Annotated in this window: 15 protein-coding genes; 13 read left to right on the top strand and 2 right to left on the bottom strand. The window is 69.2% G+C overall.

Annotation, left to right across the window (positions count from 1 at the left end; genetic code table 11):
* Positions 1-147: 147 nt before the first annotated feature.
* From ACQEV2_RS17700 to ACQEV2_RS17655, 10 genes are all read left to right on the top strand, one after another.
* The gene (locus ACQEV2_RS17700) at positions 148-1,569 is read left to right on the top strand and encodes a polysaccharide biosynthesis C-terminal domain-containing protein (protein WP_433041831.1); all 1,422 of its coding nucleotides are present in this window, start codon (positions 148-150) and stop codon (positions 1,567-1,569) included.
* A complete protein-coding gene (locus ACQEV2_RS17695; RefSeq protein WP_433041828.1) occupies positions 1,566-2,765 on the top strand; it encodes a glycosyltransferase family 4 protein in 1,200 nt (399 codons plus the stop codon). Before ACQEV2_RS17700 ends, ACQEV2_RS17695 begins: the two co-directional genes overlap by 4 nt.
* A 32-nt stretch (positions 2,766-2,797) precedes the next feature.
* On the top strand, positions 2,798-3,613 hold the full coding sequence (locus tag ACQEV2_RS17690; protein WP_433041825.1) for a polysaccharide deacetylase family protein: 816 nt from the start codon (positions 2,798-2,800) through the stop codon (positions 3,611-3,613).
* A 155-nt stretch (positions 3,614-3,768) separates the two neighbouring features.
* Positions 3,769-4,896: an ATP-grasp domain-containing protein gene (locus ACQEV2_RS17685; protein WP_433041822.1), complete on the top strand. Its 1,128-nt coding sequence runs from the start codon at positions 3,769-3,771 to the stop codon at positions 4,894-4,896.
* A 10-nt stretch (positions 4,897-4,906) separates the two neighbouring features.
* A complete protein-coding gene (locus ACQEV2_RS17680; RefSeq protein WP_433041819.1) occupies positions 4,907-6,028 on the top strand; it encodes a cellulase family glycosylhydrolase in 1,122 nt (373 codons plus the stop codon).
* A 311-nt stretch (positions 6,029-6,339) separates the two neighbouring features.
* Positions 6,340-7,395: a peptidoglycan recognition protein family protein gene (locus tag ACQEV2_RS17675; RefSeq protein ID WP_433041816.1), complete on the top strand. Its 1,056-nt coding sequence runs from the start codon at positions 6,340-6,342 to the stop codon at positions 7,393-7,395.
* Between the two features lie 175 nt (positions 7,396-7,570).
* A complete protein-coding gene (locus tag ACQEV2_RS17670; protein WP_433041813.1) occupies positions 7,571-9,379 on the top strand; it encodes an ABC-F family ATP-binding cassette domain-containing protein in 1,809 nt (602 codons plus the stop codon).
* A gap of 338 nt (positions 9,380-9,717) precedes the next feature.
* Entirely contained in the window at positions 9,718-11,577 is a 1,860-nt protein-coding gene (locus ACQEV2_RS17665; protein WP_433041810.1) for a PQQ-binding-like beta-propeller repeat protein, read from the top strand.
* 84 nt (positions 11,578-11,661) lie between these two features.
* Positions 11,662-13,554 (top strand): PQQ-binding-like beta-propeller repeat protein, encoded by a 1,893-nt coding sequence (locus tag ACQEV2_RS17660; RefSeq protein ID WP_433041807.1) that lies wholly within the window; start codon positions 11,662-11,664, stop codon positions 13,552-13,554.
* Between the two features lie 351 nt (positions 13,555-13,905).
* The gene (locus ACQEV2_RS17655) at positions 13,906-14,610 is read left to right on the top strand and encodes a helix-turn-helix transcriptional regulator (RefSeq protein WP_433041804.1); all 705 of its coding nucleotides are present in this window, start codon (positions 13,906-13,908) and stop codon (positions 14,608-14,610) included.
* 235 nt (positions 14,611-14,845) lie between these two features.
* Here the strand turns inward: ACQEV2_RS17655 and ACQEV2_RS17650 are convergent, their stop codons facing one another.
* Both ACQEV2_RS17650 and ACQEV2_RS17645 read right to left on the bottom strand, forming a co-directional pair.
* On the bottom strand, positions 14,846-15,202 hold the full coding sequence (locus ACQEV2_RS17650; protein WP_433041801.1) for a hypothetical protein: 357 nt from the start codon (positions 15,200-15,202) through the stop codon (positions 14,846-14,848).
* 20 nt (positions 15,203-15,222) lie between these two features.
* Positions 15,223-16,935, bottom strand: coding sequence for a sodium:solute symporter family protein (locus ACQEV2_RS17645; protein ID WP_433041798.1), 1,713 nt, complete (start codon positions 16,933-16,935; stop codon positions 15,223-15,225).
* Positions 16,936-17,121: 186 nt separating this feature from the next.
* Between ACQEV2_RS17645 and galT the strand changes: the two genes are divergently transcribed.
* From galT to galK, 3 genes are all read left to right on the top strand, one after another.
* The gene (gene galT, locus ACQEV2_RS17640) at positions 17,122-18,183 is read left to right on the top strand and encodes a galactose-1-phosphate uridylyltransferase (protein WP_433041795.1); all 1,062 of its coding nucleotides are present in this window, start codon (positions 17,122-17,124) and stop codon (positions 18,181-18,183) included.
* Positions 18,180-19,157 carry a UDP-glucose 4-epimerase GalE gene (galE, locus tag ACQEV2_RS17635; RefSeq protein WP_433041792.1) on the top strand — a complete coding sequence of 326 codons (978 nt, stop codon included), beginning with the start codon at positions 18,180-18,182 and terminating at the stop codon, positions 19,155-19,157. Before galT ends, galE begins: the two co-directional genes overlap by 4 nt.
* 73 nt (positions 19,158-19,230) lie before the next feature.
* Entirely contained in the window at positions 19,231-20,394 is a 1,164-nt protein-coding gene (gene galK, locus ACQEV2_RS17630; RefSeq protein ID WP_433041789.1) for a galactokinase, read from the top strand.
* The last annotated feature ends 22 nt before the right edge of the window (positions 20,395-20,416 follow it).

Raw genomic sequence — 20,416 nt, 5'->3', positions numbered from 1 at the left:
ACTAGGATGCCGCGCCAAGACACGCATCTCCCGCTGAAGGGCAGAGCCGCCAGGCGGTCGCGCGGAGCGCCAGCCGCTGCCGGAGCTCGGCAGGACAGCGCGACGGCGGCATGCCCGTCGGACGCCCCACAGAGTTTTCTGACCAATGTGAGCACGATGGCGGCGGGTCGCGTAGTGATGGCGGCGCTTCTCTGGATCGCCTCGGTGATCATAGTCCGTTCTCTGTCGATCGAAGATTTCGGCAAGTTCACGTTCATCTTCAGCGTGCTCGGGATGCTGAGCATCATCACCGACATGCAGATCGGGCGAGTGGCGGTGGTCCGGTTCTCCCAAGGGGTGAGCGACCCTGCGACTTTCGGAGGCACGTACGTCCTGCTGCGGCTGGCCCTGGGCTTGGTCGGCTACTTGGTGGCTTTGAGCTTCGTCGTCGCCGCCGGGTACCCATCAGACGTTGTCCGTGCAATGGCTGTTGCCGGGCTGGTAGTCGTGGTGGCGACGCCGTCACACGCCTATGACGCGGTTTTCGAGGCCCGGATGCGATTGCGCCGCATCGCCGTCGCCGGAACCCTCGGCGCAACCGGTCAATTGGCGCTGACGGCAGCGCTGGCTACGGCCGGGGGGACCCTCTTGTTGTTGACCGTCCCAGCTGTGGTCTACGAACTGCTCGTCATTGCCTGGAAGATACCGGCAGCACACCGCCCAGTGCCGTTCCGGTACCGGATCGACCTGCGCGAATGGTGGTCACTGATCCGGGAAGCCCTGCCGCTGTCGATCGGAACGGCCATGATGATGGTCTACTTTCGAGTCGACTCGGTGATGCTGACACAGCTGGACTCCTTCTCTGCTGCGGGTAGCTACGGCGTGGCGTATAAATTCGTCGACTTGATGCACTTCGCGCCGGGGTGGGTCGCTATGGCAGTCTTGCCGCTGCTGGTGCGAGCCTGGCCGCAGCACTTGCAGGCCTTCCGTGAAGCCACCGGAAGGGCCGCGTTCCTGCTGGCAGTAATCGGCGGTCTGATGGTGTGCGAGTTCACGGTCTTCGCGGAGCCGGTGATTCGCACGCTGTACGGAACGGACTACAGCCCCGCGGCCGACGCCGCCCGCATCCTCGTAGTCTCGGAGTGCTTTGCGTTCTTCACCCTCCTGGCGTTCAACTGCCTGGTGGCAGCGGGGCTGCACCGTCGCTACCCCCTGGTCACCCTGCTGGGCCTGATCGTCAACGTCGGCTTGAACTTCCTGGTCATACCCCGCTGGTCGTATCTCGGCGCGGCAGTCGTCACCTTGGTGACTGACGTCCTGGTCTGCGTCCTGATGCTCCTCCTGCTGCGTCGGGTGCCGGGAATGCGCCCCCTGCCCGTGCCTCCCTGGCGAAGCGCGCTGTTCGCCGCCGCGTGCGGGGCAGCCGCTGGCTGGTCCATCGCCCTGATCAGCGCCTGGCTGCTGGGGGCACTGGTAACCGCGGTCGTCTACGTGGCGGTCCTGGGCGCACTTCGGTTGGCCAGGCCCGACGACCCCGACGACCCCGACGACGCACGGGTACGCGATCGAGGAACGGAGACCGAACGATGAGAGTCCTTTTCATCAACGAGAACCTCGGCGGACACGCAACCATGCACGCTCATCTCCGGCGAGCGCTCAGTCAGGGGTATCCGGAGATCGAGGCACATTTCCTGGACGTACCGCCGCCCTCCTTGCTCCGGCTGGTGGCGGGTGCCCAGCTGCCGCTCCTGGGCCGTTTCGATCTGGATCTGCAACCGCTCAGATTCCAGCTCGCGACAAGTGCCTGGGTGTACAGCAGACTGCGTGGACTTGAGTCGGAATTCGACGCGGTTCACGCCTATACGCAGAACACCGTGTTGCTCAGCGCGGGGACACTCCGCCGGGTGCCCTCGGTGGTGGGGCTGGATTCGACGAACGCACGCACCGCCTACTGCCTGCCGTATCGCGAACCCACTCGGTGGACCGAGCGCATGGTGCGCCCCAGCATGCGCTTCGAGACGGCGGTCTTCCAGGCGGCGGGCGCCATCGTCGCGAAGACCGACTCGGCAGCGTCGTCCGTCCGCGAGCAATACGATGTCCGGGACATCCGCCTGCGGGTGATCAGGCCCGGCATCATCCCCCATGAAGCCGACCCGCCTGCTGCTCCGGGGACGCTGCGCCAAAACCTCCCACGGATCGTCTTCGTCGGGACGCAACTGGAACGCAAGGGGGGCAACCAACTCGTCAGGGTGCACCAGCGCCATCTCTCCGAACGCTGTGAGCTGGTCCTGATCACAAGAGAACAGGTTCCCCGCGGCCGGAATCTCACCGTCGTCAACGACATCAGCCCTGGTGACTCCAGGCTCTGGCGCATCCTGCGCTCGTCCGCGGTCTTCGCTTTCCCGAGCCGCATAGACGCGTTTTCCGTCGCCGTCCTGGAGGCTATGGAAGCCGGACTTCCCGTGGTGGCGTGCCCGGTCAACGGGGTCCCCGAGTTGGTGGCGGACGGACAGACCGGGTTGCTCGTGGCGCCCGGTGACGACCGCTGCCTGCTCGCGGCGTTCGAAGCACTGCTCGCTGCCCCGTCGAGGCGGGCAAGCATGGGAGCGGCCGGGCGAGCCCGTCTATTGGAGAGGTTCGACGCCCGTCGGGAGGCAGCCGAAGAGGTGGCCCTCCTACACGAAGTAGTGGCAGCTCACCGGGCTGACCGCGCCCTGGTGGGCCATGCCACCGGACATCCGCGCGAAGGTCGGGGCGCGGCGCCCCCGCACCGAGCGGAGATCTGAAAGCAGCCCGACCTGAACCCGAAGGGGCCGCTATGACTCCCCTCCGCATTCCCATCCTCAACTACCACTGCGTCTCGTACGACCCCGCGCCGTGGATCGCCGACTACACGGTGACGCCCGGCGACCTCGAACAGCATCTCGACCTGGTCCTCGCCGGCGGTCGGACCGTCGTGCCGGTCTCCCGCCTGGCCGACGCGGCCGCCGGTCGCCAGCCCCTGCCGCGGAACCCTCTCGTCATCACGTTCGACGACGGGTTCGCGGACTTCGCCGATGTCGCCGTCCCCGCCCTTGCCTATCGCCGCCTGCGGTGCACGTTCTACGCGGCCACCGGCTCCCTGGAGGGCCGGCCGCGGCGTGAGACGGTGTTCCCACCACATCCGATGGTCAGCTGGAGCCAACTGCCCGAGCTCGAGGAGCAAGGAGTGGAGATCGGGGCGCATTCCCACACCCACAGGGACCTCGATCTGGCCGACCCCCGGGTGGCCGCGGATGAGGTGGTCCGGAGCAAGGAACTTCTCGAGGACTTCCTGGGACACGAGATCCGCTCCTTCGCCTATCCGTACGGCCACTTCACCGCGCGTCTTCGCCGGGTGGTCGAGGAATGCGGATACGACTCGGCCTGCGCGGTGCGCAGCAGGCTGAGTCGGGTCGGGGACAACGTCTTCGCCCTCGCCCGGCTGCCGCTGCGTGCGGCGACCACCGTCGAAGAGGTCGGCGCCTGGGTAGCAGGTCGCGGTGCGCGGGTCGCCTCAGCTCGGCCGGACACCCTAGGCGTTCGCGCCAACCGGCTGTACCGGCGCGTGCTGCGGATGCCTGTGCTGCCCGAGAACGGCCTCGTCGCCCCTTGACTTCGCCGGGAATCGGGAGACTCTGTATGTATACATCGTAAACGGGAGCCGTCATGAAGCATGAGGTGCCCGCACTGCTGGTGAGGGTGGTCCCCGCTCCGCAGCAGCACGGAGGTCTTGGTGTCCTCAGAACCCTGGGCCGGGCAGGAGTACCGGTGTATGCCATGGTCGAGGACGGCTTCACCCCTATGGCCGTGTCCCGTCACCTGGCGGGCCGCTTCATCTTCCCGACGACCGTGCTGAAAGACCCCCGGCAAGTCCCCTCGATGTTGCTGCGGTTCGGGCGTGCCATCGGCCGCAGGGCCGTCGCCGTGGCGGCGGACGACGAGGCCGCCGTTCTGCTCGCCGAGCACGCCGAAACCCTCGCGGAGCAGTTCCTCCTGCCGGCGGTTCCTGCGACACTGCCCCGCAGGCTGACCAGCAAGGAGGGGCTTTTCCATATCTGCTCCGAAAACGACGTGCCCGCGCCGCGGTCCTGCGCGCCTGCCGATCGTGCGGAACTCGTCGCACTCGGACGCGAATGGGGCTATCCCCTCGTGTTGAAAAACCGGGAGGCGTTCACGCGGTTGAGTGCCCCGGTCGTGAGTAGCACCACCGTGGTGAACAGCGAGGACGAACTGCTCGCGCGATTGGAGTCGCGTCGTACGCCCGCGGTGCTGGCCCAGGAGTACATTCCCGATTCTGTGGCCGAGGATTGGATCACCCACCTCTACTGCGACAGTCAAGGTGTGGCCCGGGTGGTTTTCACGGGCTACAAGGTCCGTTCCTGGCCGCCGTACAGCGGAGCGACCACGCGAGCTTGGAGCCGCCCGAACTCGCAGCTCGCCCAGTTGGCCACGGGCCTGTGCCGACGGATCGGTTACCGGGGGATCGCAGATCTCGACTGGCGTTTCGACCGGCGCGACGGGCGCTACAAGCTCGTCGATTTCAACCCCCGCATCGGGGCACAGTTCCGGCTGTTCGAGACCTGGAACGGAACAGACGTGGTCCGCGCGATGTACCTGGACCTCACCGGCCAGCCGATACCGAGCTCGCCGCAGATCTATGGGCGGATGTTCGTCCTCGGTCAGCTCGATCTGCCCTCGGCCGCCGCCAGCGCGAGGCGTGAGCACAGAGTGCCGGAAGCGTTGCTGCCTCGACGGCGCACAGAGCGGGCATGGTTGTGCCGGGACGATCCGCTTCCCGCACTCGCCGAAGTGGTGCGCTTTGCCGGCGCCGGTACATTGCGCCTCGCCCAGGCCGCCGCCGACGTGTTGACCAAACGCCCTGCCGCTCACCCCTAATATGCGAGACGTGGTGAAAAACCATCGTCGTCACAAGCTGTTCGCTGCTGTGATGGCACTGATCACAATCGAGGTCATGACCACGGCGTGTACGACGGACGAATCGAAGCCCTTGCAGCTCGGTATCGCGTACGGCCACCGTCTCGTCTGGATGTCGGACGACGACCTCGGCGTCGCTCTCGACGAGGCCGTCGATGTGGGGGCTCGCTGGGTACGGGCCGACCTGTCGTGGGAGAACACCCAGCCCGACGCACCGGACCAATACAGGTGGAACCGGTTTGACCGGGTCGTCACCGAGGCCGCAGAGCGTGACCTCACCGTGCTGCCCGTTCTCGCCTACACACCCAAATGGGCGCGGCACCCGGGGTGTGCCAGCGACAAGTGTCACCCCGCCGACCCCGAGCAGTTTGCGACCTTCGCCGCGGCCGCTGCGGCGCGCTACGCACCGTCCGGCATTCACACGTGGGAAATCTGGAACGAGCCGAATCTGGGCAGTTTCTGGAAGCCCGAGCCCGATGCGGCCGCATATACGGCGCTGCTCCGGGCGACGAGCAAGGCATTGCGGCGGCAGGATCCGTCGGCGTATGTGATTCTCGGTGGGCTCGCCGCGGTGCATGCGAAACGCGGGAGGATCCCGCAAACCGATTTCCTCGCCGCCGTGTCGGCACACGGCGGTAACCGGCTCGTCGACGCCGTCGGCTACCACCCGTACACCTACCCCTACCTTGCGAGCGCCAAGACGTGGTGGGGAACGCCATGGGAGCGCATCGACAGTACGCCTGACAGCCTGGAGAGCGTGCTGTCCGCGTACGGCACACCTGGCCTGCCCGTGTGGATCACCGAGTTCGGAGCGCCGACCAATGGCCCTGGCGCCGCTTCCGACGGGCGCCCGGAGACGATCGACGCCACGACGACGCACGTGACCGAGCAGCGGCAGGCCGAGATCGCGGCGGATGTGGTGCGCACCGCGTCCGCGACTCCGCATGTGGATGCACTCTTCTGGCATACCGAACGCGACCTCGACACCGACACCTCGTCGAGAGAGAACTTCTTCGGACTGCGCCGTGCCGACGGCAGCGCGAAGCCCGCTCTCGACGCCCTGCGCAAGGCCATTGCCGCGCTCGACCGATGACGGCGCTCGACCGATGACGGCGCTGGACCGATGACGATGACGCCGTACTCACAAGTAGGCGTTCTTCGCGTGATCTCCACACGGATCTACTGCGATCGCAGTACACGTGGGACCGGTGGGGCGATTAGGGTCGCTTGACGTTTCAAGCGCACGCGCCCGGTCAGGGCGCCCCGGGCTGCCCTCGGCGTGCCCGGCGCTTCCGTCAAGTGCACTTCTGGAAGGGGACACTCCCGTGTCCGAATCCCCCACCCCCGCCCAGTCATCCCACCGCAGAAAGCGCTCCCTGTCCCGGCGCGGCATGATCGCCGCCGGTGGGGCGGTGGCCGCCGGAGCCGCGCTCACATGTCGCGTCCACCGACTCCGGTGGGACGGACGACTCCGCCTCAGGCGGGACGGACAACTCCGCCTCCGCCTCCGGCGATTCCGGTACGACGCCGGAGAACTTCCCCGCCACCCGCACCGAGGCCGCCACCGGCACCGGCGAGGCCACCACCGCCTTCGCCGCCTCCTACGTCGGGGTGCGCTGGTCCGGCGCCGAGGGCGGCGCCGCCATCCGGCTCGCGGACGGCGACTGGCAGACCCTCGCGGGCGGCTGCGCGACCGTCGAGGACGGCGGCACGGCCCTGGTCGCCGCGCGGAACGCCACCGCGTACGAGGTCAAGGCCGCGGGTGACATCAGCGGGCTGCGCTCGCTGGCGATCGACACCACCGACGGCCCGGACCGCACCGTCCAGGTGCCGAGCGAGCCGACACGCGTGCGTGGCGTGCGCTACCTCTCGCGGCCGGCCTGGGGCGCCGACGAGTCCAAGCGGTACAAGAACGGCCAGGTCAACTCGCCGGAGAAGTACTACGCGCTGCAGACCATCACGGTCCACCACACCGCCACGCCCAACGGCGACCCGGACCCGGCGGCGACCATCCGGGGCATCTACGAGTACCACGCGGTCACCCTCGACTGGGGCGACATCGGCTACCACTTCCTCATCGACGAGGCCGGCAACGTCTACGAGGGCCGCTACTCCGGCGACGACGGCATCCCCGCCTTCAACCCGGACGGCGACCTCGTCACCGCCTTCCACACCGCCGGCTTCAACTCGGGCAACCTCGGCATCGCCCTCCTCGGCACGCTGAACGACCAGGGCCCGACGGACGCGGCCAAGGCCTCCCTGATACGGCTGATCAAGGTGATCTCCCGCTTCAAAGGCCTCGACCCGCAGGGGAAGACCACCTTCGTCAACCCGGTCAACGGCGTCACGAAGGACGTCGACACCGTCAGCGGCCACCGCGACTGGCTGGAGACCGAGTGCCCCGGCCAGACGATGTACGACCTCCTCACCGAGGTCCGCGCGGCGGCCGCCCGCCGCTGACGCCGAGCACGGCGACGCGCCCCGGGGATCCGGTCCCCGGGGCGTCCCGTCCCCTGGGCGCGCGGTCGTTCCGGGGACTCCCGTCCGGCTCCGGGCGGGGCCTGGGCTCGGGTGCGGGTCTGTCGGTGGGCGGGACTACCCTGGAGGGTCGATCGTCCCCCTGGGCAGGAGAGAAATGGCCGTCAATCTGGTCAATGTCGAGAACGTCAGCAAGGTGTACGGCACCCGTGCCCTGCTCGACGGTGTCTCGCTCGGCGTCTCCGAGGGCGATCGCATCGGCGTCGTGGGCCGCAACGGCGACGGCAAGACGACCCTGATCCGGATGCTGGCCAAGCTGGAGGAGGCCGACACCGGCCGGGTCACCCACTCCGGCGGGCTGCGTCTCGGCGTACTGACGCAGCACGACTCGCTCGACCCCGAGGCCACCGTCCGGCACGAGGTCATCCGGGACCTGGCCGACCACGAGTGGGCCGGGAACGCCAAGATCAGGGACGTGCTCACCGGGCTGTTCGGCGGGCTCGACCTGCCCGGCTTTCCGCAGGGCCTCGACACCGTCATCGGCCCGCTCTCCGGTGGCGAGCGCCGCCGTATCGCGCTCGCCAAGCTGCTCATCGACGAGCAGGACCTGATCGTCCTCGACGAGCCCACCAACCACCTCGACGTCGAGGGCATCGCCTGGCTCGCCCAGCACCTGCGGGAGCGGCGCTCGGCGCTCGTGTGCGTCACGCACGACCGGTGGTTCCTCGACCAGGTCTGCACCCGCATGTGGGACGTGCAGCGCGGCTCGGTCTTCGAGTACGAGGGCGGCTACTCCGACTACGTCTTCGCGCGTGCCGAGCGCGAGCGCATCGCGGCCACGGAGGAGGTCAAGCGGCAGAACCTCGTCCGCAAGGAGCTCGCCTGGCTGCGACGCGGCGCGCCCGCGCGTACCTCCAAGCCGCGCTTCCGGGTCGAGGCGGCCAACGAGCTCATCAAGGACGTACCGCCGCCCCGGGACAGCAGCGAGCTGATGAAGTTCGCCTCGTCCAGGCTCGGCAAGACGGTCTTCGACCTGGAGGACGTCACCGTCCAGGCCGGCCCCAAGGTGCTGCTCAAGCATGTGACGTGGCAGCTCGGGCCGGGCGATCGCATCGGTCTCGTCGGCGTCAATGGCGCGGGCAAGACGTCCCTCCTGCGGGCGATGGCCGAGGCGGCGCGGACGGACGGCGAGGCGCAGCCGGCCGGTGGGCGCGTCGTCGTCGGAAAGACCGTCAAGCTCGCCTACCTGTCGCAGGAAGTCGCCGAGCTCGACCCCGACTGGCGGGTGCTGGAAGCCGTTCAGCGGGTGCGTGAGCGCGTGGACCTCGGCAAGGGGCGCGAGATGACCGCCGGGCAGCTGTGCGAGACGTTCGGCTTCGGCAAGGAGAAGCAGTGGACGCCGGTGGGCGACCTGTCCGGCGGTGAGCGGCGCCGGCTGCAGCTGCTGCGCCTGCTCATGGACGAGCCCAACGTCCTCTTCCTCGACGAGCCCACCAACGACCTCGACATCGAGACCCTCACCCAGCTCGAGGACGTCCTCGACGGCTGGCCGGGCTCGATGATCGTCATCTCCCACGACCGGTTCTTCGTCGAGCGGACCACGGACCGGGTGTTCGCCCTCCTCGGCGACGCCACCCTGCGGATGCTGCCGCGCGGCATCGACGAGTACCTGGAGCGCCGCCACCGCATGGAGGCGCAGGTCGCCGTGGCGGCCGCCACCCCGGCCGCCGAGAAGGCCGTACCGGAGAGGAGCGCGGCCGATCTGCGGGCCGCGAAGAAGGAGTTGCAGAAGATCGAGCGGCAGCTCGACAAGCTCTCCGAGCGGGAGACCAAGCTGCACGCGCAGATCGCGGAGAACGCCACCGACTTCGCGAAGGTCGCCGAACTCGACGCCGAACTGCGTGACTTGGCCGGTCAGCGGGACGAACTGGAGCTGCGCTGGCTGGAACTCGCCGAGGAGGCGTAGCGCTCCGCTGGGTGCCGCGATGTCGGGAGTGCCGCGTTGTGTCGTCGTTCAACTGCGGCTCCGTCGTGGCTGGTCGCGCCTGCGCGGCGGTAGCCGCAAATCGATGCAGCCCGCGCCCCTTGGGGCGCTGAACCGCCCCGCGTGAAGGGGCTGTGAAGGCTCATAACGGCGGCATCACGGGCCGGTCCTCCCTTGGGAACAGGGGCGGATGCGGCCCGGTGCGCTGTCGGTGGCGGGTGATAGAAAGGCCGCCTGAGAACAGTCTGAGAAACGCTGGTGTGGCGGAAACGCAACGGCACAGGACGTCGCACCACACCGGCCACAAGGGGGAACCGCTCATGAGCCAGCCGCCCAACCAGCCGCCGCAGGGCGGTTTCGGTGCACCGCAGGATCCGCGGCAGGGCGGCTTCGGAGCGCCGCAGCCCCCGCAGCCGGGTGCTTCGCAGACCCCGCCCCCGCCGCAGGGCCCGCCCCAGGCACCCCCGCCGCCCCAGGGCCCGCCCCAGACGCCGCCGCCCCCGCAGAGCCCGCCGCCCGGCGCCCCGCAGCCCGGCTACGGCTACCCGCAACAGCAGCCGGGTCAGCCGCAGCAGCCGGGTCAGGCCAACCCCTACGGCAAGCCGGATCCGTACGCGTCCGGCCCGTACGCCCAGCCGCAGCAGCAGCCGGGGCCGTACGGCTATCCGCAGCAGCCCGGCCCCTACGGCCAGCAGCCCGCCCAGGGTTACGGCTATCCGCCCCAGCCGCAGTACCCGGGCGCGCCCGGCTCCGGCTCGCGCAACCCGTTCAAGGGCAAGCCCGCCCTCGCGATCGGCGCGGCCGTAGCGGCGCTGGTCGTCATCGGCGGTGCCGTGTTCGCGGTGACCAGGGGCGACGGCGACGACGACCCCAAGAAGCCGGTCGCCCAGGGCAGTGACGACCCGAAAGGCTCCGAGTCACCGAGCGCGTCCGAGGACAGCGGCGGCGGTGCCGACCCGGAGAACCTCAACGGCGGCCGCCAGCCCGGCGAGGCGAAGGTGCTCTGGTACCAGCAGGCGCCCGACGCGCCCAAGTCCGGCGCCGACGCCCCCGGCCTGTGGATCACCGACAAGGCCGCGGTGAAGGCGGCGTACAAGCAGGTCTTCGCCTACAACATCACCGACGGCGAAGAGACTTGGGAGCCGATCAGCCTCCCGCAGAAGATCTGCGCGGTCACCCCGCAGGCGTCGGCCGACAACAAGATCGTCGTGGCGTACGAGAGCGGCACCAGCGACCGCGCCAAGTGCAACCAGCTCCAGCAGATCGACCTCACCACCGGCGCCAAGGGCTGGAAGGACACCGTCTCCAACGGCGAACTGTTCGACAACACCATCAAGATCGACCTGTCCATCACCGGCAAGACCCTGATGGTGGGCCGCGCACAGTCCGGCACGGCGTACGACGTGGGCAGCGGCGACAAGCTGTGGGAGAAGAAGCGGTACGGCGACAAGTGCTTCCCGGACGCGTTCGCGGGCGGCGAGAAGCTGATCGCCGTGGCGTCCTGCGACGCCACCGGCACCAACGAGCACGACGAGATCCAGGAGCTCGACCCGGCGACCGGCAAGGCCAAGTGGACCCAGAAGTACGACAAGGGCTGGCAGATCGAGCGGGTCTTCTCCATCGACCCGCTGGTCATCTACAGCACCAACGAGGACAAGAAGGCCTGGAACATCTCCACCCTCGGCTCCGGCGGCAAGTTCCGTTCGGAGGTCGGCGTCGACCTGAAGATCGGCGTCGAGTGCGGCTGGGCCATCCTCGAGCGCAACCTGCGGGGCTGCGCAGGTGTGGCCGCCGACGCGAACACGCTCTACCTGCCCACCGAGTCGACCACCAGCGCCAACGAGATCGTCGCGATCGACCTCTCCAACGGCAAGGAGAAGTGGCGTGTGAAGTCCCCGGTGGACGAGCCGATGCTGCCGATCAAGGTCGAGGACGGCAAGCTCATCGCCTACGCCAAGCCGTCGTACGACGCGGGCGGCCAGGTGCTGTCGATCCCGGTGACCGGCAGCAGCCACCAGCCGGACAAGCTGCTGCAGAACCCGGCGGGCACCGCGAGCATCGAGAACGGCTTCTTCTCCCGGGCGTACGACTGGGTCGACGGGCGCTTCTACCTCGCGAGCACCCGGCTGAGCGGCAATGACGAAGCGAAGGAGAAGCTGATGCTCGCCTTCGGCAAGTGAGGCGTGCGCCCGCCGTCCCCTTCTCCTTTCCCCCTTCGCCGCCCCCACCGCGTCCGCCGCCCCGTCCCCCGAGGTACCCACGCCATGAGCCAGCCGCCCCCGCCGCCCCACCAGCCCCCGCCCGGGGGAGGGTTCGGCCCGCCGCAGGACCAGCCGCCCCAGCAGCAGCCAGGTGGCGGCTTCGGCGCGCCCCAGCCGCAGCAGCAGCCGCACGCGCAGCCTCCCCAGCCGCCGGCACAGCCTCCGCAGGCGCCGCCGCCCGGCGGGGCGCCCGGCTACGGCTACCCGCAGACACCTCAGGGCGCGCCCACGCCACCGCAGCCCGCGTACGGCTACCCGCAGGCGCCCCAGGGCGCCCCGCAGACACCTCCGCCCGCCGCCCCGCCCGGGTACGGCCATCCCGGGCAGCAGCCCGGTGTGTACGGTCAGCCGCAGAACCCGTACGGGCAGCAGCCGCCGGGCTACGGCTATCCGCAGTCGACCATGCCGATGCACCCCCAGTCCGGCGGACCGGGCGGCGGCGGTCGGAAGTTCAACACGCAACTCGCCGTCATCGTGGCGGCCGTTGTCGCGATCGCGCTGGTCATCGGCGGTGTCGTGCTGTACAAGCAGTCCGGTGACGAGGGCGGCAAGGACGACACCGCCAGCTCCAGCGGAGGCACCGGCGGCGGGGACGACAACGGCGGGGGCGGCGGCAACACCACCCCGGGCAAGGAGAAGGTGCCCGCCGACCCCAACTCCCAGGTCCTCTTCCAGACCCCGGCGCCCGCCGTCCCCGACGACACCGTCATCACCGTGGCCGGCTCGTGGCTGACCGACAAGGCGTACGTCAAGAGCGGTGTCCACGAGATCGTCGGCTACGACCCCGAAAAGGGCACCGAGCTGTGGACGATCCCGCTGCCGGGCCCCGTGTGCCAGGCCAGCAAACGCACCAACGAGGACAACCTGACGGCCATCGCCTACGAGCCCGCGAAGCCGACCAAGGAGAAGCCCTCGCACGGCTGCACCCAGGTCGCGGCGATCGACCTCGACGCCGGCAAGAAGCTGTGGACGAAGACCGCCGAGGTCGAGGGCGAACCGATCCGGTTCGACAACATCACCGTCAGCGGCGGCACCGTCGCCGCCGGCGGCACCAGCGGCGGCGCCGCCTTCGACATCAAGTCCGGCAAGCAGCTGTGGGTCCCGAAGCCCAACAACAGCTGCTACGACCTCGGGTACGCCGGTGGCGAGAAGCTGGTCGCGGTCGGCAAGTGCGGCGGCTACGCCAATCCCCAGCTGCACATCCAGACGATCGACCAGAAGACGGGGAGGGTGATCTCCGAGTACAAGATGGCGGAGGGCGTCGAGTACGCCAGCGTGATCTCCACCGAGCCGCTCGTCGTGGCCGCCGAGGTCGGGCAGTCCCAGGACGCCGTCGGTATCACGGACGTCTTCTCGATCGACAACAAGACCGGCAAGCTGCGCATCCGCATCTCCGTGCCGGGCGACCAGTTCGCGGCCCGCTGCTCCGGCGTCACCACCATCGAGGCCTGCACGGGGGTCGTGGTGGGCAACGACCGGCTCTACGTGGAGACCGAGGAGCACCAGGGCGGCGGCGAGTACGGCCGGACCAACGAGATCGTCGCGTTCGACCTGGCCACCGGCAAGCAGACCGGGCAGCGTGCGGACGCGGGCGACCGGTACACGATCACGCCGCTGCGCATGGACGGCGGCAACATCATCGCGTACAAGCGTCCGCCGTACGACAAGGGCGGGCAGATCGTCAGCATCGACGGGGGCAGCTTCAAGGAGACGAAGCTGCTGGAGAACCCGGCCGCGAGGACGGTGCGCGATGTGGAGACCCGCATGCAACCGGAGTCCGCCGAGATCATCTATGCGCAGGGGCGGCTGTACATGGCGGAGAAGTTCGCGAGTGATCTGGGCAGTTCGTTCCAGAAGAAGTACCACGTGATCGCGTTCGGTCGTACGGAAAGCTGACGAAGCGGTCGAGATCGATCCCGGACCGGTCCCGGACCGGTCGTGGATGGGTCACGGCAATCGGTCGCGCAACGGCCCCGTTCCTGGTCAGGAGCGGGGCCGTGTGCTTACCGCTCATCGTCCTCGAATGCGGGGAAAGCCAGAAATTCCGCCGTTCCGGGGCACTTCTGCCCGGGAGGGGGAGCGCAATGTCGAACAAGCGTGTAGCTTCCGGGGGCATGAAAGGCGGGGGAGCCGGGAGGGGGCTTCTGTCCGCGCGGACCAGTGGGCATCCATAGTGGGGCGTCCGGACTGGCGCGGCCGGTCCTGGGTAGTGATGGGGATCCATTGGGGGGACTGGGGGGTTGCTCGATGGGAGTGCGGCTCATGGTGGTCGACGACCACCGATTGCTCGCCGAGGCGCTGGCCTCGGCACTGAAGCTGCGGGGGCACCGGGTGCTGGCCGCGGCGGCGCCTGCCGCGGGGGCGGCGGAGCTGGTGATCACGCGGGCGCCGGAGGTGTGCCTGCTGGGGACGGCCACGCCGGCGGAGCCGGGGATATTCGACCCGGTGCTGAAGATCAAGCGTGAACGTCCGCAGGTGGCGGTGCTGGTACTGGGTCCCGTGCCGAGTCCGCGCGGTATCGCTGCGGCGTTCGCGGCGGGGGCCTCCGGCTATGTGCGGCACGACGAGCGGATCGAGGGTGTCGAGCGGGCGATCATGAAGGCACGGGCCGGGGAGGCGGCGGTGGCGCCGCAACTGCTGCAGGGTGCGTTCAGCGAGCTGCTCAACCCGGCGGCCCAACCGGACGACGAGGGGCAGAGGTTGCTGCAGATGCTCACGCCCCGGGAGGTCGAGGTCCTGGTCCGCGTGGCCGACGGCGAGGACACCCGCCTGATCGCGGCGGGCATGGGCATCGCCCCCTCGACGGCACGTACCCATGTCCAACGGGTCCTGATGAAGCTGGGAGTCGGCTCGAGGCTGGAGGCGGCGGCGCTGGCGGCCCGGACGGGGTTGCTGGACCGGGCGGGGCCGGTGCTGCCGGCGTCGGGGGAGGGCGGGGGTGCCGGGGACTGAGTCGTGATCTCGGGTGGAGTCAGGGGGGAGTTCGCGTTCGACGGGGCCGTGACCTTTCGACGCCGGTCCAGGCAATCTCAGCCCGTCCGGCGTTTGAGGACGAGGCCCCTTCAGGGCCGAAGCAGGGGTCTGGGGGCGGCAGCCCCCAGGACCGGGGTCGAAGGGGCAGAGCCCCTGGAGATGGGACGGGTAGGGGCGGCGGGGGCGAGGAAGGGCTGGCTCGCCCCCACCGGCGTCATTCGCCGGGCTCGTCGCCCGGTGCGGCATCCGGTGGTGGCGGCGCCGTCGGCCTCAGCTTCAGCCACACCAGGAAGAACAGGCCGAGGAGCAGCATCCCCAGCCCGGTCCACAGGTTGATGTTCACGCCCTCCGCCTTGTCGATCGCGGCGTCGGAGTCCGTGAGCCCGGTGATCGTGACGATGACGCCGTAGATCACGAAGAGGCCCCCGATGATCCGCCGGATGTCGAAGAGGCGGGCGGCCGTCGCGGACTTCCCCTCCAGGTCGGTGACTTCCCGCTGGACGTCCTCCTCGGAGTACCCGTGGTGCTCGGGGTGTCCGGGGCGCTCGGGGTGGTCGGAGTGTTCGGTCATGGTCTCTCAACCTCCGGTCGTCAGAAGGAGAACGGGATGTAGCAGGCGGCCGCCAGCACCACCGCACCCCACCCCAGCAGCGCCGGCTTGCGGTACCACGCCTCGTCGCCCGGCGTCGGCGGCTCGGCCATGCCGGGGGAACGGGTGCCGTAGACCAGGCCTTGGAGCTCCTCCGTCGGCTTGGGCGCCGTGAAGAGGGAGACGGCCACCATGACGACCGCGCCGGCCACGAAGCCCGCGATCGCCGACACGAAGTTGGCGCCCTGGTCGGAGGGGATCGAGATGACGTCCTGCTTGTAGAAGACGAAGTAGTTCACCATCGCCGCCGTCGTGCCGGCCAGCAGGCCCCAGAAGCCCGACTTCATCGACGCCCGCTTCCAGAACATGCCGACGATGAAGACCACGAACATCGGCACGTTGAAGAAGGAGAACAGGGTCTGGAGATAGCTCATGATGTTCGAGAACGACGAGGCCAGGAACGCCGTGCCGATGGAGGCCAGCACGCCGATCGCCGTGATCAGGCGGCCGAAGCGGACGTAGTAGCCGTCCTCGCGATCCTTGACCACGTAGCGTGCCCAGATGTCGTTCGTGAACACCGTGTTGAAGGACGAGACGTTCGCCGCCATGCCCGCCATGAAGGCGGCCAGGAGGCCGGTCACGGCGATACCCAGCACGCCGTTCGGCAGCAGCCCCTCCATCAGGTACGGGATGGCGTCGTTGTACTGGTAGCCCGACTCGGCCGTGCCGAAGCCGGGGATCAGCGCCGCGGCCGCCAGCCCCGGGATCATCACCAGGAACACGATGAAGATCTTCGGGAAGGCGGCGATCAGCGGGGTGCGCTGGGCCGCCGAGAGGTTCTTCGCGGACAGCGCGCGCTGCACCTCGGCGAAGTTCGTCGTCCAGTAGCCGAAGGAGAGCACGAAGCCGAGGCCGAGGACGATCGTCAGCCAGTTCGCGCCCAGCGGGTTCGCCTCACCGATGCCGGTCCCGCCCCAGGCCGTGACGAAGTCGTCGCCGTGGGCCTTTGTCAGGGAGTCGGTCAGGCCGTCCCAGCCGCCCACCTTCTTCAGGGAGAGCACCGTGATGGGGATGAGGGCCGCCAGGATCACGAAGAACTGGAGCACTTCGTTGTAGATCGCCGAGGACAGGCCGCCCAGGGTGATGTAGGCGAGGACGAAGAAACCCGCGACCACGATCGCCACCCACTGGGGCCAGCCCAGCAGGGCCTCGACCACGATCGCCAGCGCGTAGAGGTTCACACCGGCGATGAGGATGGCCGCGAAGGCGAACAGGACCGAGCTGAGCAGGTGCGCCCACTTGTCGAAGCGCAGGAGCAGGAACTCCGGGACCGAGCGGACCTTGCTGCCGTAGTAGAAGGGCATCATCACCAGGCCCAGGAACACCATGGCCGGGATGGCGCCGATCCAGTACCAGTGGACGGTGTAGGCGCCGTACTGCGCACTGTTCGCGGCCATGCCGAGGATCTCGGTGGCGGCGAGGTTGGCGGAGATGAAGGCGAGGCCCGTGACCCAGGCGGGCAGGGAGCGGCCCGAGAGGAAGAAGTCGAGGCTGGTCTTCACCGAGCGGCGGGCGGCGAAGCCGATGCCCAGCACGACGACGAAGTAGATGCCGAGGATCAGGTAGTCGAGCCAGTTCGTGGGGAGTCGTAGCTCGGCGGCGAGGTGGGTGGGGGAGGCTGGGGAAACGGTGGGGGAAATTGTGGGGGTTTGCATATGTACTCGCTTCGTTTCGCGAACCGATACAGAGCGGAACCTACGCCCCTGCGTTCAGCAATTGAACACGTCGTCTGATGCTCTTTGTTTGATTGTGATGTTGACCCTGCTGGTGAGTTGTGTTTCGATGTGTTGGGTTCTGTTTGATGATTCAGATTGATTGAGTGGCTCGAACGAGGAGTCCGCGTGAAGAAGACCTCGACCCGACTGGCCGACGGTCGTGAGCTCATCTATTACGACCTGCGCGACGACACGGTGCGGGACGCGGTCGACCGCCGTCCCCTCGACCGGACCGTCACGACCTCCGAGGTCCGTCACGACGTGCTGCTCGGCGACGCCGTCGCCATCGCCTCGCACCGGCAGGGGCGGACGTATCACCCGCCGGCCGACGAGTGCCCGCTGTGCCCCTCCGAGGGCGACCGGCTGAGCGAGATCCCGGACTCGTCGTACGACGTCGTCGTCTTCGAGAACCGCTTCCCCTCGCTGGCCGGCGACTCCGGGCGCTGCGAGGTCGTCTGCTTCACCTCCGACCACACCGCGTCCTTCGCCGACCTGACCGAGGAACAGGCGCGGCTCGTCCTCGACGCCTGGACCGACCGGACCTCCGAGCTGTCATCGCTGCCCTCCGTCGAGCAGGTGTTCTGCTTCGAGAACCGCGGCGCCGAGATCGGCGTGACGCTGCAGCACCCGCACGGGCAGATCTACGCCTACCCCTTCACCACCCCGCGCACCGCCCTGATGCTGCGCTCCCTCGCCGCGCACAAGGACGCGACCGGCGGGGAGAACCTCTTCGACGCCGTCGTGGAGCGTGAACTCGCCGGCGAGCGAGTCGTCCTCGAGGGTGAACACTGGGTCGCCTTCGTGCCGTACGCCGCGCACTGGCCGTACGAGGTCCACCTGTACCCGAAGCGCCGTGTGCCCGATCTGCTCGCGCTGGACGAGGACGCGCGCACAGAGTTCCCCAAGGTGTATCTGGAACTCTTGAGGCGCTTCGACCGGATCTTCGGCACCGGTGAGCCTCCGACGCCGTACATCGCCTCCTGGCACCAGGCGCCGTTCGGGCAGCTGGAGGACTTCGAGGGCGTCGTGCGTGAGGACTTCGCGCTTCACCTCGAGCTTTTCACCATCCGCCGCACTTCCGGCAAGCTGAAGTTCCTCGCGGGTTCCGAATCCGGCATGAGCGTGTTCATCAACGACATCCGGCCGGAGGCCGCGGCCGAGCGACTGCGAGAGGTAGCGAGTTCATGAGTGGGAAGTACCTGGTCACCGGTGGCGCCGGCTATGTGGGCAGCGTGGTCGCCCAGCATCTGCTGGAGGCGGGTGACGAGGTCGTCGTCCTCGACAACCTCTCCACCGGCTTCCGTGAGGGCGTGCCGGCCGGGGCTTCCTTCATCGAGGGCGACATCCGCGACGCCGCCAAGTGGCTGGACTCCTCCTTCGACGCCGTCCTGCACTTCGCCGCGTCCTCGCAGGTCGGCGAGTCGGTCGTGAAGCCGGAGAAGTACTGGGACAACAACGTCGGCGGCACCATGGCCCTGCTCGGCGCCATGCGCGAGGCGGGCGTGCGCAAGCTCGTCTTCTCCTCCACGGCCGCCACGTACGGCGAGCCGAAGGAGGTGCCGATCGTCGAGTCGGCGCCGACGCAGCCCACGAACCCGTACGGCGCCTCCAAGCTCGCCGTCGACCACATGATCACCGGCGAGGCGGCCGCCCACGGCCTCGGAGCCGTGTCGCTGCGCTACTTCAACGTGGCCGGCGCCTACGGCACGTCTTCTACTGTCATGGTCGGCGAGCGCCACGACCCCGAGTCGCACCTCATCCCGCTCGTCCTCCAGGTCGCCCAGGGCAGGCGCGACGCGATCAACGTCTTCGGCGACGACTACCCGACGCCGGACGGCACCTGCGTGCGCGACTACATCCACGTCGCAGACCTGGCCGAGGCCCACCTGCTGGCTCTCAAGGCCGCCCGGCCGGGCGAGCACCTGATCTGCAACCTCGGCAACGGCAACGGCTTCTCCGTCCGTCAGGTCATCGAGACGGTCCGGCAGGTCACCGGGCACCCGATCCCCGAGGTCGTGGCCCCGCGCCGCGGCGGCGACCCGGCGGTCCTGGTCGCCTCGGCCGACACCGCCCGCGAGCGGCTCGGCTGGCACCCGTCCCGAGCGGACCTCGCGGAGATCGTCGCGGACGCGTGGGAGTTCGCGCAGCGGCGCGGCAAGTAAGTTCTACGGCAGTCGGGCCGGTCAACTCACCGGCCCCTTCGGCCGGTTCAGCAGGGAAGGTCAGGGTCAGGGGATGAGCGTCGACACGGCAGCCGCGGTCGCCGAGCGGTTCAGGGAGCTGTACGGGGCCGAGCCGGAAGGGGTGTGGGCCGCGCCGGGCCGGGTCAACCTGATCGGCGAGCACACCGACTACAACGACGGCTTCGTCATGCCGTTCGCGCTGCCGCACACCGCGGTCGCGGCGGTCTCACGGCGTGCCGACGGCGTGCTGCGGCTGCACTCGTCGGACGTCGAGGGCGGGGTCGTCGAACTGCGCGTCGACGACCTGGCACCCGAGTCGGACAAGGCCTGGACGGCGTACCCGTCGGGCGTCGTCTGGGCGCTGCGCCAGGCCGGCCATGCGGTGACCGGCGCCGACATCCACCTGGCCTCGACGGTCCCGGCGGGCGCGGGCCTGTCCTCGTCGGCGGCCCTGGAGGTCGTGGTCGCGCTCGCCCTGAACGACCTCTACGACCTGGGCCAGAGGGGCTGGCAGCTGGCCCGCCTGTGCCAGCGCGCGGAGAACGTGTACGTCGGCGCCCCGGTCGGGATCATGGACCAGACGGCGTCGGCGTGCTGCGAGGCCGGCCACGCCCTGTTCCTGGACACCCGGGACCTCTCCCAGAGGCAGATCCCCTTCGACCTGGCCGCCGAGGGCATGCGCCTGCTGGTCGTCGACACCCAGGTCAAGCACTCCCACAGCGAGGGCGAGTACGGCAAGCGGCGCGCGGGCTGCGAGAAGGGCGCGGCGCTGCTGGGCGTGGACGCGCTCAGGGACATCGCGTACGACGACCTGGACGCGGCGCTTCAGCGGCTCGGTGACGACGAGGAGGTGGTCCGCCTGGTGCGCCACGTCGTCACCGAGGACCAGCGCGTCGAGCGCGTCGTCTCCCTGCTGGAGTCGGGTGAGACGCGGGCGATCGGCCCCGTCCTGACGGAGGGCCACGCCTCCCTGCGGGACGACTTCCGCATCTCCTGCCCGGAGCTGGACCTGGTCGTGGACACCGCCCTGGCGAACGGCGCGCTGGGCGCCCGCATGACGGGCGGCGGCTTCGGCGGCTCGGCGATCGTGCTGGCCGAGGCGGCCGACGTCGAGACCGTCACCAAGGCCGTCGAAGAGGCCTTCGCAGCCGCCGGGTTCACCGCCCCGCGCGTCTTCGAGGCGGTCCCGGCGGCCGGAGCACGTCGGGCGAGCTGACGCCCGTCGGGCGAGCCACCCT

The organism is Streptomyces sp. CA-251387 (assembly GCF_050936625.1).
GTDB lineage: Bacteria > Actinomycetota > Actinomycetes > Streptomycetales > Streptomycetaceae > Streptomyces.
This window is presented reverse-complemented; position numbering and strand designations above follow the sequence as displayed.